This is a genomic window from Rathayibacter sp. AY1H2 (assembly GCF_002931985.1).
In the GTDB taxonomy this organism is placed as follows: domain Bacteria; phylum Actinomycetota; class Actinomycetes; order Actinomycetales; family Microbacteriaceae; genus Rathayibacter.
In genome coordinates, this window is record NZ_PSUV01000014.1 from 96,687 (window position 1) to 110,685 (window position 13,999).

The window sequence follows — 13,999 nt, forward strand, 5'->3', positions numbered from 1 at the left end:
GATCAGGCCTGCGCCTTCGCGCCCTCGAGCGCCGCGGTGACGGTGTCGAGCAGCTCGTTCCAGGAGACGATGAACTTCTCCACGCCCTCCTTCTCGAGCAGCTCGGTGACGTCGGCGTACGAGACGCCCTGCGCCGCGACGGCGTCGAGGACGGCGTTCGCGTCGGCGTACGAGCCCGTGACGGTGTCGCCGGTGATGACGCCGTGGTCGAAGGTCGCCTCGAGGGTCTTCTCGGGCATCGTGTTGACCACGCCGGCCGCGACGAGCTCAGTCACGTAGAGGGTGTCGGGGAGGTCGGTCGACTTGACGCCGGTCGAGGCCCAGAGGGGGCGCTGGCGGTTGGCGCCGGACTCCTGGAGCAGCAGGGCGCGCTCGGTGGCGAACGCCTCGACGAAGACCTCGTAGGCCAGCTGCGCGTTGGCGACGCCGGACTTGCTCTTGAGGGCGCGGGCCTCGTCGGTGCCGACGGCCTCGAGGCGCTTGTCGATCTCGGTGTCGACGCGCGAGACGAAGAACGAGGCGACGGAGTGGATGGTCGACAGGTCGATGCCGGCGTCCTTGGCCTTCTCGAGGCCGGCCAGGTACGCGTTGATGACGGCGCGGTAGCGGGCGAGCGAGAAGATCAGGGTGACGTTCACCGAGATGCCGGAGCCGATGACCTCCGTGATGGCCTCGAGGCCCTCGACGGTCGCGGGGATCTTGATCATCGCGTTGGGGCGGTCGACCTTGGCCCAGAGGGCCTTGGCCTGCTCGATGGTGCCCTGGGCGTCGTGCGCCAGGCCGGGCTCGACCTCGATCGACACGCGGCCGTCGTAGCCGTTGGTCGCGTCGTAGATCGGGCGGAAGATGTCGGACGCCGCGGCGACGTCGTCGGTGGTGATCTCGAAGACGGCGTCGGTCACCGAGGTGCCGGCGGAGGCGAGCTCGCGCACCTGGGCGTCGTAGGACTCGCCGTTGGTCAGGGCCGCGGCGAAGATCGTGGGGTTCGTGGTGACTCCGACGACGTTCTTCTCCTCGATGAGCTTCTGCAGCCCTCCGGTGGAGATGCGCGAGCGGGAGAGGTCGTCGAGCCAGATGCTGACGCCGGCGGCGGAGAGCTCTGCGGTGGGGGTGTTCTCGGTCATGTCTCTTCTTCTTCTGCGTAGGTGGTGCGTGGTGTGAGGGGGAGCCGCTGCTCCGACGGCGAAGGCCGCGTCCGTGGTGGACGCGGCCTTCGGGTCAGGAGGCTGCGAGCGACTCCTTGGCGGCGGACAGTGCCGCCTCGGTGGTGATCCCGAACTCGCGGAACAGGGTCTTGTAGTCGGCCGAGGCGCCGAAGTGCTCGATCGAGACGGAGCGGCCGGCGTCGCCGACATACTTCTGCCAGCCCAGGCTCAGGCCGGCCTCGATCGAGACGCGCGCCTTCACCGAGGAGGGCAGGACCTTCTCGCGGTACTCGGCGTCCTGCTCCTCGAACCACTCGAGGGACGGAGCCGAGACGACGCGGGCGTTGACGCCCTCGCTCCTCAGGGCCTCGCGCGCCTCGACGGCGATCTGGACCTCGGAGCCGGTCGCGATGAAGATCACGTCCGGGGTGCCGCCCGGCGCCTCGGCCAGGATGTAGGCACCGCGGGCGACGTTCGCGGCGGAGGCGAAGGTCTCGCCCTCCGCGTCGCCCTCGCCGCGCTCGAACACCGGGATGTTCTGACGGGTGAGCGCGAGGCCGGCGGGGCCCTCGCGGCGCTCGAGGATGGTCTTCCAGGCGTAGGCGACCTCGTTCGCGTCGCCGGGGCGGACGACGTCCAGGCCCGGGATCGCGCGGAGGGTCGACAGCTGCTCGACCGGCTGGTGCGTCGGGCCGTCCTCGCCGAGCGCCACGGAGTCGTGGGTCCAGACGTAGATGGCCGGCGCCTTCATGAGCGCGGCGAGACGGACCGCCGGGCGCATGTAGTCGGAGAAGATCAGGAAGGTGCCGCCGAAGGGGCGGGTGTTGCCGTGCAGGACGATCCCGTTGAGGATCGCGCCCATGGCGTGCTCGCGGATGCCGAAGTGCAGCACGCGGCCGCCCTTCTTCCCGGTCCACTCGTGGGTCGAGAACTCCGTCGGGACGAAGGAGCCGGCTCCCTCGATCGTCGTGTTGTTCGACTCGGCGAGGTCGGCGGAGCCGCCCCACAGCTCGGGGATCACGCCGGCGAGGGCGTTGATGACCTTGCCGGACGCGGCGCGGGTCGAGACCTCCTTGCCGGGCTCGAAGACGGGGAGCGCCTCCTGGACGCCCTCGGGCAGCTCGCCCGAGAGGACCCGGTCGAGCAGCTCCTTCTTCTCGGGGTTCGCGGACGCCCAGGCGGCGAGCTGCTCGTCCCACTCGGCGTGCTGGGCCTGGCCGCGCTCGACGGCCTTGCGGGTGTGCTCGATGACCTCGTCGGCGACGTCGAAGGTCTTCTCGGGGTCGAAGCCGAGCACCTCCTTGAGTCCGCGGAGCTCGTCGGCGCCCAGGGCGGAGCCGTGGATCTTGCCGGTGTTCTGCTTCTTCGGCGACGGCCAGCCGATGATGGTGCGCAGGATGATGAGCGACGGCTTGTCGGTCTCGCCCTTCGCGGCCTCGATCGCGGCGTGCAGCTCGGCGACGTCCTCGTGGTACTCGCCGGTCTTCTTCCAGTCGACGACCTGGACCTGCCAGTCGTAGGCCTCGTAGCGCGCCTTGACGTCCTCGGTGAAGGCGATGTTGGTGTCGTCCTCGATCGAGATCTGGTTGGAGTCGTAGATGACGACCAGGTTGCCGAGCTTCTGGTGGCCGGCCAGCGAGGAGGCCTCGCTGGTGACGCCCTCCTGCAGGTCGCCGTCGCCGGCGATCACGTAGACGAAGTGGTCGAACGGGGAGGTGCCCGCGGCGGCCTCCGGGTCGAACAGGTCGCGCTCGAAGCGCGAGGCGTAGGCGAAGCCCACGGCGGAGGCGAGGCCCTGGCCGAGCGGCCCGGTGGTGATCTCGACGCCGTCGGTGTGGCCGTACTCCGGGTGGCCCGGGGTCTTCGAGCCCCAGGTGCGCAGCGCCTTGAGGTCGTCGAGCTCGAGTCCGTAGCCGCCCAGGTAGAACTGGACGTACTGGGTCAGCGAGGAGTGGCCGACCGACAGGATGAACCGGTCGCGGCCGATCCAGGTCGCGTCGGACGGATCGCGGCGCATGACCTTCTGGAACAGGAGGTAGGCGGCGGGCGCGAGGCTCATGGCGGTTCCGGGATGGCCGTTGCCGACCTTCTCGACCGCATCCGCGGCGAGAACCCTCGCCGTGTCGACTGCCTTCTCGTCAATGGATTCCCATTGCAGTTCTGACACTTGGTACTGACCCTTCTCGAGACGTGGGGCAGACGGGGACCGTCCGCCCTCTCGCATGGTGGAGCACGCCGCATGACGACTTCGACACGATGCTCCGGCGACGGCCCTCTCGGCCCCGTGCCGACGATCGTCGGGCGGGCTCGGGTGCGTGCCGGGCGCTCTGGCGAGCAGTCCCGAGTATACGGAGGGGGGTGCGCCGCTGACCGGGGGTTGCGTGGTCGCATATGTCTGCGTCCGATTGGACAAGCGTGCACGCCGGGCCCGGCTCCCGGACGGGCGCATTACACTCGTTCGGGACCATCGAATCGTTAGAGGAGCAATGGACGCAGTCGTGGAGACCACCGCCGTCGAGCGGGACGGGGCGTCGCCGACGACCCTCTCGCGCAAGGTGAAGGCCTTCGTCGCTCTGACGAAGCCGCGCGTGATCGAGCTGCTCCTCGTGGTGACCGCTCCGACGATGATCCTGGCGCAGGGCGGGATCCCCAATCTGTTGCTGGTCCTCAACGTCCTGATCGGCGGCGCCCTGAGCGCCGGGTCCGCGGGCGCGTTCAACTGCTATTTCGACCGCGACATCGACCGGATCATGAACCGGACGAAGAACCGGCCGCTCGTGACCGGGGAGATCTCGGACCGGTCCGCGCTCGTCTTCGCGACCACGATCGGCGTCCTGTCGATCGTCTGGCTCGGCCTCACGGCCAACTGGCTCTCCGCGGGCCTCTCGCTCGCCGCGATCCTGATCTACGTCGTGTTCTACACGCTCTTCCTCAAGCGCCGGACGCCGCAGAACATCGTGTGGGGCGGCATCGCGGGCTGCATGCCGGTGCTGATCGGCTGGGCGGCGGTCACCGGCTCGCTCGACTGGGCCCCCGTCATCCTCTTCTCCGTCATCTTCCTCTGGACGCCGCCGCACTACTGGCCGCTGTCGATGAAGTACCGGGACGACTACCAGGCCGCCGGCGTGCCGATGCTGGCCGTCGTGCGCGGGCGCACGATCGTCGGGCTCCAGGTCATCCTCTACGCCTGGGCCACCGTCGCCTGCTCGCTCCTGCTGATCCCCGTCGCCGGCATGGGGGTGCTCTACACGGTGGTCGCGCTCGGCAGCGGAGTCTGGTTCATCGCCGAGACGCACCGCCTCTACAGCCTCGCGATCCGCCACGAGCACGTCTCGCCGATGCGGGTGTTCCACGGGTCCATCGGATACCTCACCCTCCTCTTCCTCGCCGTCGGCATCGACCCGCTGCTGCCCTTCTGATGGTGACGCCGTTCTCCTTGCTCGCCGAGCGGGTGACCCTCGGTCCGCGCGCACTGCGCTGGGGGACCACCGCGGCGCTCGTCGCGAGCATCCTGATCATCTTCTTCGGGGGCGTCGTCCGGCTGACCGGCTCTGGCCTCGGCTGCCCCACCTGGCCGGCGTGCGAGCCGGGCTCGCTCACCTCGACCCCCGAGCTCGGGATCCACGGCTTCATCGAGTTCACGAACCGCGCGTTCACCGGCGTCCTCGTGGTCGCGGTGGGCTGGGCGATCACGGCCGCGCGCCTGCAGAAGCCGCGCGACCGCACCATGACCCGGCTCGCTTGGTCGCAGTTCTGGCTCGTCGTCGCGAACGCCCTCGCGGGCGGCGCGACCGTCCACTCGGGCCTCAACCCGTACATCGTGGCCGGGCACTTCGTTCTCGCCATCGCCCTCCTCACCACCACCGCACTGACGTGGCACCGCGCCCACCGCTCGCAGTCCGTGGCCTTCGAGCCGGACCGCCCGACGCGGGCGCTCAGCATCGGGCTCGTCGGCCTGACGCTCCTCGTGATCCTCGTGGGGACCCTCGTGACGGGGACCGGCCCGCACGCCGGCGACTCCGCGGAGGTGCCCCGCATGCAGTTCCACTGGGAGAGCGTGACCGTCGTCCACGGCGTGCTCGGCACGGCGGTGCTCGTCGTGGGCGCCGCGCTGCTCCTGCGCCTGTCGCGGGCGGCGGGCTCGGAGCTCGCCCGGCGGCGCGTGGTCGCCTTCCTCGTGGTCGTCGTGCTGCAGGCGCTGGTCGGGGTCGCGCAGTCGCTCACCGCGCTGCCCGAGACGCTCGTCGCGGTGCACCTGCTCGGCTCGGCGCTCATCTGGGTCGGCGCGGTCCGCGTGCTGCTCGACGTCAACCCGAGGCTGTTCACCGTGCGCGCCCAGCGCCGGGACGCCGCCCAGGAGCTCCAGCCCGCCGCCTGACCGCGGGCTCCGGCTCGGCGGAGAGCAGGTGCCGCCGGAGGCGCAGGAGCACGCGGGGGAGCGCCCGCAGCGGGAGGTCGGCCGCGATCGCGCGGGCGAGAGGGCCGAACGCCCGTGCGGGTCCGGTCGGCAGGCCGGCGCCCACCAGTGCGGTCACGAGTCGTGCGGGGATCGGGGTCGATGCGTCGTTCGTCATGGCGGAACCGAATCACGGACCACCGACACCGGTATGGCCATGCGCGTCTGGAGGCACGTCACCGGTGCCCGGCCGACACCCAGGTGCGGAGGTTCCGCTGAACGGCGGACGCCGGTAGAATGAGAAGCTGGTCACGGTTCGACGCACCCTGCGCACGTGATCCGCACACGGCCCGATGGAGCGCCGACGCACACCTCCGGAATCCAGGGACGCACATCATCCGCTCCGCGCATCAGATCGATCGCGCGACCGGCCGGAGAGCACCCGCGGGCCACCCCCGGGGGAATGACTCCGGGACCCGACCGGTTAGCAGTGGGTAGGAAACGAGGTACACATGTCAGACATCCTGATCGACCGCCCCGAGCTCGAGAGCCTGGGCGTCTACGAGTTCGGCTGGTCCGACTCGGACTCCGCCGGAGCCTCCGCGCGACGCGGCATCTCGCCCGAGGTCGTCTCCGACATCTCCGCGCTCAAGAACGAGCCCGCCTGGATGCGCGACCGCCGCATGAAGGCCCTGAAGCTCTTCGAGCGCAAGCCCATGCCGACGTGGGGCGCCGACCTGTCGGACATCGACTTCGACAACATCAAGTACTTCGTCCGCTCCACCGAGAAGCAGGCGCAGACCTGGGACGACCTCCCGGACGACATCAAGAACACGTACGAGAAGCTCGGCATCCCGGAGGCGGAGCGCCAGCGCCTCGTCGGCGGCGTCGCGGCCCAGTACGAGTCCGAGGTCGTCTACCACCAGATCCGCGAGGACCTGGAGGAGCAGGGCGTCATCTTCATGGACACCGACACGGCGCTGCGCGAGCACCCCGAGATCTTCGAGGAGTACTTCGGCACCGTCATCCCCGCGGGCGACAACAAGTTCGCGGCGCTGAACACCGCGGTCTGGTCCGGCGGCTCCTTCGTGTACGTCCCCAAGGGCGTCCACGTGGACATCCCGCTGCAGGCCTACTTCCGGATCAACACCGAGAACATGGGCCAGTTCGAGCGGACCCTGATCATCGCGGACGAGGACAGCTACGTCCACTACATCGAGGGCTGCACGGCTCCGATCTACAAGTCGGACTCGCTGCACTCGGCCGTGGTCGAGATCATCGTGAAGAAGAACGCCCGCGTGCGCTACACGACGATCCAGAACTGGTCGAACAACGTCTACAACCTCGTCACCAAGCGCGCGATCGCGCACGAGGGCGCGACGATGGAGTGGATCGACGGCAACATCGGCTCCAAGGTCACGATGAAGTACCCGTCGATCTTCCTGGTCGGCGAGCACGCCAAGGGCGAGACCCTCTCCGTCGCGTTCGCGGGCCCCGGCCAGCACCAGGACGCCGGCGCGAAGATGGTCCACATGGCGCCGTACACGCAGTCGTCGATCGTCTCGAAGTCGATCGCCCGCGGCGGCGGTCGCGCCGGATACCGAGGCGAGGTCCGGGTGGACGCGAACGCGCACCACTCGGCGAACACCGTGCGCTGCGACGCCCTCCTGGTCGACACCATCTCGCGCTCCGACACCTACCCGGCGATCGACATCCGTGTCGACGACGTGCAGCTCGGCCACGAGGCGACGGTGTCGAAGGTCAGCGAGGAGCAGCTCTTCTACCTGATGTCGCGCGGCCTGCCGGAGGACGAGGCGATGGCCATGATCGTCCGCGGCTTCATCGAGCCGATCGCGCGCGAGCTGCCCATGGAGTACGCCCTCGAGCTGAACAAGCTCATCGAGATGGGGATGGAGGGCAGCGTCGGTTGACGCCCGCCTCCCCCCTCGAAGGGGCGCCCGGACGGGGCGCCCCGCACCCATCGAAAGGAACCACCGCCAGATGACGGTCCCCACGAGCGCCGCGACCCCCGAGATCGACGGCGCGGCCGCCGCTGAGCGCCTGGGCATCAGCGCCCACTCCGACGGGGCGTTCACGCCCGTGCAGACGCGCTCCGAGCGCTTCGCGTCGGCCGACGTCGAGGCCTTCGAGGCCGTCACCGGCCGCGAGATCGCCTGGAAGCTGACGCCCGTCTCCCGCCTCGGCGATCTGATCGACGGCGCGCTCGACGGCTCGCCCGCCCCCCTCGAGCACGCGGCGGTGGACGGTGTGGACGTCTCGTGGGTCGGCCGCGACGACCAGCGGATCGGCACCGCCGGCCTCCCCGAGGACCGCGCCGCCGCGAACGCCTGGTCGAGCTTCGAGAGGGCCCTCGCCGTCCGCGTGACGGGCGAGGACGAGAAGGTCGCCACCCTCGTCCGCTCGGGCCTCGGCTCCGCACCCCGCGCCGCGCACACGATCATCGAGGCGGCGCCCTACGCCCGCGCCGTCGTCGTGCTGCAGAACGAGGGGGAGGCCTCCCTCGCGGAGAACGTGGAGATCCTCGTCGGCGAGGGCGCGCAGCTCACCGTCGTCACCGTGCAGGAGTGGGCGGATGACGCCCGGCACCTGGCCAACCACTTCGTGCGGGTCGGACGCGACGCGAAGGTGAAGCACATCGTGGTCACCCTCGGCGGCTCCATCGTCCGGGTGAACCCCTCGGCGCACCTCGTCGAGCGCGGAGCGGACGGCGAGCTCTTCGGCCTGTACTTCGCCGACGGCGGCCAGCACCTCGAGCAGCAGGTGTACGTCGACCACGACGCCCCCGACACCCGCAGCCGCGTGACCTACAAGGGCGCGCTGCAGGGCGAGGGCGCGCGCACCGTCTGGATCGGCGACGTCCTGATCCGCAACAGCGCCACCGGCACCGACAGCTACGAGCAGAACCGCAACCTGGTCCTCTCGGACGGCACGCGCGCCGACTCCATCCCGAACCTCGAGATCGAGACCGGTGACATCGCCGGAGCGGGGCACGCCTCGGCGACCGGCCGCTTCGACGACGAGCAGCTCTTCTACCTGCAGTCCCGCGGGATCCGCGAGGACGAGGCGCGACGCCTGGTCGTGCGCGGGTTCCTCAGCGAGATCGTGCAGCAGATCAAGGTCGCCGAGCTCGAGGACCGCCTGCAGCTCGCGATCGAGGCGGAGCTCGCCGGGAGCGCCGGCCAGACCGGCTCCTCCCGCGGAGCGGCGGTCAGCGCATGAGCAACGCCGCGATGATCTGCTCGGTCTCCGAGCTGATCCCCAATCAGGCCATGCGGGTCGAGGTCGACGGAGTCGCGATCGCGGTCGTGCAGGACTCCGCCGGCGAGATCCACGCCATCGGCGACACCTGCACCCACGGCGAGATCTCGCTCTCCGAGGGCTTCGTCGAGGGCGACAGCCTCGAGTGCTGGGCGCACGGCTCCCAGTTCTCCCTCCGCACCGGCACCCCCCTGAACCTCCCGGCCTACGAGCCGGTCCCCGTCTTCGTCGTCGAGATCATCGACGGCGACGTCTACATCGACCCGACCGTCACGAAGGAAGTCTGAATGTCCGTTCTCCAGATCAGCGATCTCCACGTCAGTGTCGAGACCGAGCAGGGGACCAAGCAGATCCTCCGCGGTGTCGATCTCACCATCAACCAGGGTGAGATCCACGCGATCATGGGCCCCAACGGGTCCGGCAAGTCCACCCTCGCGTACACGATCGCGGGACACCCCAAGTACCACGTCGACGGCGGCTCGATCACCCTCGACGGCGTCGAGGTCCTCGACATGTCCGTCGACGAGCGCGCCCGCGCGGGCCTCTTCCTCGCCATGCAGTACCCGGTCGAGATCCCCGGTGTGACCAACACCAACTTCCTCCGCACTGCCAAGACCGCGATCGCCGGCGAGGCGCCCGCCATCCGCACGTGGACGAAGGACGTCAAGTCGGCGATGGCGAACCTCCGCATGGACTCGTCCTTCGCGGCGCGCAACGTCAACGAGGGCTTCTCGGGCGGCGAGAAGAAGCGCAACGAGATCCTCCAGCTCGAGCTGCTCGCCCCGCAGTTCGCCGTCCTCGACGAGACCGACTCCGGCCTCGACGTCGACGCGCTCAAGATCGTGTCGGAGGGCGTCAACCGCGCCCACCAGAGCACCGGTCTCGGCGTGCTGCTGATCACGCACTACACGCGGATCCTCCGCTACATCCAGCCCGACTTCGTCCACGTCTTCGTCGCCGGCCGCGTCGCCGAGCAGGGCGGCAAGGAGCTCGCCACCCGGCTCGAGGACGAGGGCTACGACCGCTTCCTGACCTCGGCGACGGTCTGATCATGGCGGTCACCACTCTCGAGCCGAAGCTCTTCGACCAGGTCGAGGAAGCCCTCAAGGACGTCATGGACCCCGAGCTCGGGGTCAACGTGGTCGACCTGGGACTCATCTACGACCTGGGCTGGGACGACGAGAACGACGCCCTCGTCATCCATATGACCCTCACCTCGGCGGGCTGCCCGCTGACCGACGTGCTCGAGGAGCAGACCGCCGAGTCGCTCGACGGCATCGTCGAGGCGTTCCGGATCAACTGGGTCTGGATGCCGCCGTGGGGTCCCGACCGGATCACCGAGGACGGGCGCGACATGATGCGCGCACTCGGCTTCTCGATCTAGCCGCTGCACACCGACGCCGAAGGGCCGGGAGGAGTCGTCCTCCCGGCCCTTCGGCGTTCCTGTCGTCTTCAGCCGGTCGCAGTCCGTCGTGGAGTCGGAACGGCCGGGCGGGACGGCTCCGGCGTCGAGGGCCGTCGTCGTCCCCGCCGGTCGAGTCGGTGGAGGTGCCCACCGAGGTCGAGCAGGAGGACCGGGCGGCTCGACCTCTGCCGGACGCCCGAAGGGCCGGGAGGAATCGTCCTCCCGGCCCTTCGGCGTCCGTGCGACCGCTCAGCGCGAGCGTCGCGAGAGCATCGCCCAGGTGGTGGGGAGCAGCGCGGCAGCGACCAGCGCCTTGAGCGCGTCGCCGACCAGGAAGGGCACGAGTCCCGCGAAGAGGACGGAGCCGAGGTCGGCTGGCAGCCCCAGCGAGGCGAGGGCGGCGGCCAGCCAGGGCAAGCCGACGAGGTAGATGGTGGCGGTGCCGGCGAGGAAGGTCACCAGCGTGCCGAGGACGCGACGGTCCCACTGCCGCTGGGCGAGCCACCCGGTGACGATCGACGCGAGGACGAAGCCGACGATGTAGCCGCCGGTGGGACCCGCGAGGACCGCCCAGCCGTGCGAGCCCTCGGTGAAGACCGGGGCGCCGAGAGCGCCGACGAGCGCGTACACGAGCATGGACAGCGCGCCGCGGAGTGCGCCGAGCGTCGTGCCGACCAGGAGGACCGCGAAGGTCTGGCCCGTGAAGGGGACCGGCCACATCGGGATGAACAGCTGCGCCATCGCTGCGGTGAGACCTGCACCCGCGAGCACCAGCAGGGCGTCGGTCGCGACGGAGCGGGTGACGAGCCGGTCGGCGAGGACCGGGCGCGGGAGGGCGGAAGAGGAAGGGGACATGGGTGATCTCCGAGAGTCCTGGTCGCCCGAGAGCGAGGAGCGAGCGCGTCCGCGGTGAGCGGACGTGGATCCGCCCCGCGGCTCAGGAAATATACTAGGGGGCTGCCGCATCGCGGCCCCTTGCCCCACTCCTCCCGAACCGAACGCCATTTCTTGGCGGGAACGGACAGCACTGTGCTCAGCGTGCACGACCTCGAACTCCGAGTCGGCGCCCGACTCCTGATGGAGAACGTCTCCTTCCGGGTGGGCGACGGCGACAAGGTCGGCCTCGTCGGCCGCAACGGGGCGGGGAAGACGACGCTGACCAAGGTCCTCGCGGGCGACCTCATCGCCTCGAAGGGCACGGTCGACCGCGGCGGCGAGATCGGCTACCTCCCCCAGGACCCGCGCTCCGGCGACCCGGAGGAGCTCGCGCGCACCCGCATCCTCGACGCCCGCGGGCTGGGGCAGCTGGTGCTCGGCATGCAGGAGGCGACGGTCGCGATGTCGAGCAGCGACACCTCCGTGAGCGAGGCCGGCATGAAGAAATACGGCAACCTCACGGACCGCTTCCTCTCCCTCGGCGGATACGCGGCTGAGGCGGAGGCCGCGTCGATCGCGAGCAACCTCAACCTCCCCGACCGGATCCTCGACCAGCCGCTCAAGACGCTCTCCGGTGGCCAGCGGCGCCGCATCGAGCTCGCGCGCATCCTCTTCTCCGACGCGAGCACGCTGATCCTCGACGAGCCGACGAACCACCTCGACGCCGACTCCGTCGTCTGGCTCCGCGAGTTCCTCAAGAACTACCGCGGCGGCTTCATCGTGATCAGCCACGACATCGAGCTGGTCGGCGAGACCGTGAACCGCGTCTTCTACCTCGACGCCAATCGCCAGGTCATCGACGTCTACAACATGAACTGGAAGAACTACCAGCGCCAGCGCGCCGCCGACGAGGAGCGCCGCAAGAAGGAGCGGGTCAACGTCGAGAAGAAGGCCGGCGCCCTCCAGCTGCAGGCCGCGAAGTTCGGCGCGAAGGCCTCGAAGGCCGCAGCGGCGCACCAGATGGTCGCGCGTGCCGAGCGCATGCTCAGCGGGCTCGAGGAGGTCCGCGCGGTCGACCGCGTCGCGAAGCTCCGGTTCCCGACCCCGTCCGCCTGCGGTCGCACCCCTCTGCAGGCTCAGAACCTGTCGAAGAGCTACGGCTCGCTCGAGATCTTCACCGCCGTCGACCTCGCGATCGACCGCGGCTCCAAGGTCGTCATCCTGGGGCTCAACGGAGCGGGCAAGACGACGCTCCTGCGAATCCTGGGCGGCGTGGACCAGCCCGACACCGGAGTGATCGAGGCCGGGCACGGCCTCCGGATCGGCTACTACGCGCAGGAGCACGAGACGATCGACGTCAAGCGCTCGGTGCTCGAGAACATGGTCTCCTCCAGCCCGAACCTCACCGAGACCGAGGCGCGCCGGGTCCTGGGCTCGTTCCTGTTCACCGGGGACGACTCGCACAAGCCGGCCGGGGTCCTCTCCGGCGGAGAGAAGACCCGTCTCGCCCTGGCGATGATCGTGGTCTCGGGCGCGAACGTGCTCCTGCTCGACGAGCCCACCAACAACCTCGACCCCGCGAGCCGCGAGGAGATCCTCGACGCGCTCGCGCACTACGAGGGCGCGGTCGTCCTGGTCAGCCACGACGAGGGAGCCGTCGAGGCGCTGAACCCCGAGCGCGTCCTGATCATGCCGGAGGGCACCGAGGACCACTGGGCGGCCGACTACCTCGACCTGATCACGCTCGCCTAGCGGGCGTCGAGCAGCTCGTCCTCGACCTCGGAGTCGCTGCGGCCGCGGCGTCGGCGGCGCTCCTCGCGCCGCTCCTCGGCCGCGACGACCTCGGGGTCGTCGGCGTTGCGGATGCGGTACTCGTGGCGGATCGCCCAGCCGAGCCCGCCGAAGCCCATGACGGCGAACAGCACCCACTGGACGGCGTAGCTGATGTGCAGGCCCTCGTCGGCGACCGGCTTGATCGCGGCCAGCGGGGGAGCGTCGACCGGCGCCGGCGCCTCGGCGACCAGCAGGCCGTACGCCGAGGTCCGCAGGGGCTCGTCCAGCTGCGCCGACAGGTCGTCGAGCTGGATCGTGGCGATCTGTCCGGCCGGTGCGGAGCGTCCGTCGATCCGTCCCTCCGCGGGCTTCAGGCGGGCGACGACGGTCACCTCCCCCTCGGGCGGCGCGGGGATCGCGTCGGGGGAGTCCTGGGTCGAGCCGACGGGGACCCAGCCGCGGTCGACGACGAACACGCTGCCGTCGTCGAGCCGCAGCGGCGTCAGGATCTCGAAGCCGGGGTTGCCGTTGTAGGGCCTGTTGCGGACGAGGGTCTGCCCCTGCGTCTCGTAGACGCCGGTGATCTCGACCGGGCGGTACTCGAGGGCGTCGTCCCACGTGGAGTCGGCGGGGAGCAGCCCGTCGAGCGCCACCGGGTCGGCGGTCCAGTTCGCGGTGACCAGCCGGTTGGTCGAGGCGGCCTGGTCGAGCCGCGCGACCTGCCAGCGCGAGAGCAGCACGCAGGCGACGGCGAAGACGATCGCGAGAGCGAGGTAGCCGAACCAGCGTCGCGAGAAGACGAAGCGCCAGGAGGGACGGGGCGCGTCGCCGCTCATCGTTCCGCTCCGCGATCGACCGTGTAGAGCGGCTTCACCTCGAGCGGGAAGTCGCGGGCGAGGAGGAACTCGCGCAGGAACTCCCGGTGCTCGCCGCAGGCCAGCCAGGTCTTCCGACGGTCCTCCGCGTGGATCCTCGGGTTCCGCCACGCGATCGCGAACGTCGCCGTCCGCGGGCAGCCCGCTCGGGAGCAGGCGTGCGCGTCGGGGACCCGGCCGAGCGGGATCACGGCCGGCCTCCTCGCGGGTCGCCGCCCTCGGGGCCGGTCGGCGCCTCGGAGTCGGGGGC

Annotated in this window: 13 protein-coding genes; 8 read left to right on the plus strand and 5 right to left on the minus strand. The window is 70.2% G+C overall.

The annotated features are described in order from the left end of the window. Positions 1 to 2 precede the first annotated feature (2 nt). Both tal and tkt read right to left on the minus strand, forming a co-directional pair. Entirely contained in the window at positions 3 to 1,124 is a 1,122-nt protein-coding gene (tal, locus tag C5C29_RS11520; protein WP_104221924.1) for a transaldolase, read from the minus strand. A 94-nt stretch (positions 1,125 to 1,218) separates the two neighbouring features. Continuing rightward, entirely contained in the window at positions 1,219 to 3,312 is a 2,094-nt protein-coding gene (tkt, locus tag C5C29_RS11525; RefSeq protein ID WP_104255364.1) for a transketolase, read from the minus strand. Positions 3,313 to 3,631: 319 nt separating this feature from the next. Here tkt and C5C29_RS11530 point away from each other — a divergent pair, with 319 nt between their 5' ends. From C5C29_RS11530 to C5C29_RS11560, 7 genes are all read left to right on the plus strand, one after another. Continuing rightward, a complete protein-coding gene (locus C5C29_RS11530; protein WP_104232635.1) occupies positions 3,632 to 4,564 on the plus strand; it encodes a heme o synthase in 933 nt (310 codons plus the stop codon). Further along, a complete protein-coding gene (locus C5C29_RS11535; protein WP_104246804.1) occupies positions 4,564 to 5,523 on the plus strand; it encodes a heme A synthase in 960 nt (319 codons plus the stop codon). The genes C5C29_RS11530 and C5C29_RS11535 overlap by 1 nt, the downstream gene beginning before the upstream one ends. A 530-nt stretch (positions 5,524 to 6,053) precedes the next feature. After that, the gene (gene sufB / locus C5C29_RS11540; protein WP_104221933.1) at positions 6,054 to 7,472 is read left to right on the plus strand and encodes a Fe-S cluster assembly protein SufB; all 1,419 of its coding nucleotides are present in this window, start codon (positions 6,054 to 6,056) and stop codon (positions 7,470 to 7,472) included. 70 nt (positions 7,473 to 7,542) lie between these two features. Then, positions 7,543 to 8,781, plus strand: coding sequence for a Fe-S cluster assembly protein SufD (gene sufD / locus C5C29_RS11545; protein WP_104308403.1), 1,239 nt, complete (start codon positions 7,543 to 7,545; stop codon positions 8,779 to 8,781). Next, the gene (locus C5C29_RS11550) at positions 8,778 to 9,107 is read left to right on the plus strand and encodes a non-heme iron oxygenase ferredoxin subunit (RefSeq protein WP_077222834.1); all 330 of its coding nucleotides are present in this window, start codon (positions 8,778 to 8,780) and stop codon (positions 9,105 to 9,107) included. The genes sufD and C5C29_RS11550 overlap by 4 nt, the downstream gene beginning before the upstream one ends. Beyond that, complete coding sequence (gene sufC / locus C5C29_RS11555; RefSeq protein ID WP_104221937.1) at positions 9,108 to 9,869, plus strand: Fe-S cluster assembly ATPase SufC; 762 nt, start codon at positions 9,108 to 9,110, stop codon at positions 9,867 to 9,869. Positions 9,870 to 9,871: 2 nt separating this feature from the next. Continuing rightward, entirely contained in the window at positions 9,872 to 10,204 is a 333-nt protein-coding gene (locus tag C5C29_RS11560; protein WP_104221939.1) for a metal-sulfur cluster assembly factor, read from the plus strand. Positions 10,205 to 10,474: 270 nt separating this feature from the next. Here the strand turns inward: C5C29_RS11560 and C5C29_RS11565 are convergent, their stop codons facing one another. After that, positions 10,475 to 11,080: a biotin transporter BioY gene (locus C5C29_RS11565; protein ID WP_104267323.1), complete on the minus strand. Its 606-nt coding sequence runs from the start codon at positions 11,078 to 11,080 to the stop codon at positions 10,475 to 10,477. 174 nt (positions 11,081 to 11,254) lie between these two features. Here C5C29_RS11565 and C5C29_RS11570 point away from each other — a divergent pair, with 174 nt between their 5' ends. Further along, a complete protein-coding gene (locus tag C5C29_RS11570; protein WP_104221943.1) occupies positions 11,255 to 12,853 on the plus strand; it encodes an ABC-F family ATP-binding cassette domain-containing protein in 1,599 nt (532 codons plus the stop codon). On the opposite strand, the gene C5C29_RS11575 is transcribed toward C5C29_RS11570, so the two are convergent. Continuing rightward, the gene (locus tag C5C29_RS11575) at positions 12,850 to 13,710 is read right to left on the minus strand and encodes an SURF1 family protein (RefSeq protein ID WP_104308404.1); all 861 of its coding nucleotides are present in this window, start codon (positions 13,708 to 13,710) and stop codon (positions 12,850 to 12,852) included. The two genes, C5C29_RS11570 and C5C29_RS11575, sit on opposite strands and share 4 nt — an antisense overlap. Continuing rightward, the gene (locus C5C29_RS11580) at positions 13,707 to 13,940 is read right to left on the minus strand and encodes a hypothetical protein (RefSeq protein WP_104308405.1); all 234 of its coding nucleotides are present in this window, start codon (positions 13,938 to 13,940) and stop codon (positions 13,707 to 13,709) included. The genes C5C29_RS11575 and C5C29_RS11580 overlap by 4 nt, the downstream gene beginning before the upstream one ends. Positions 13,941 to 13,999 lie beyond the last annotated feature (59 nt).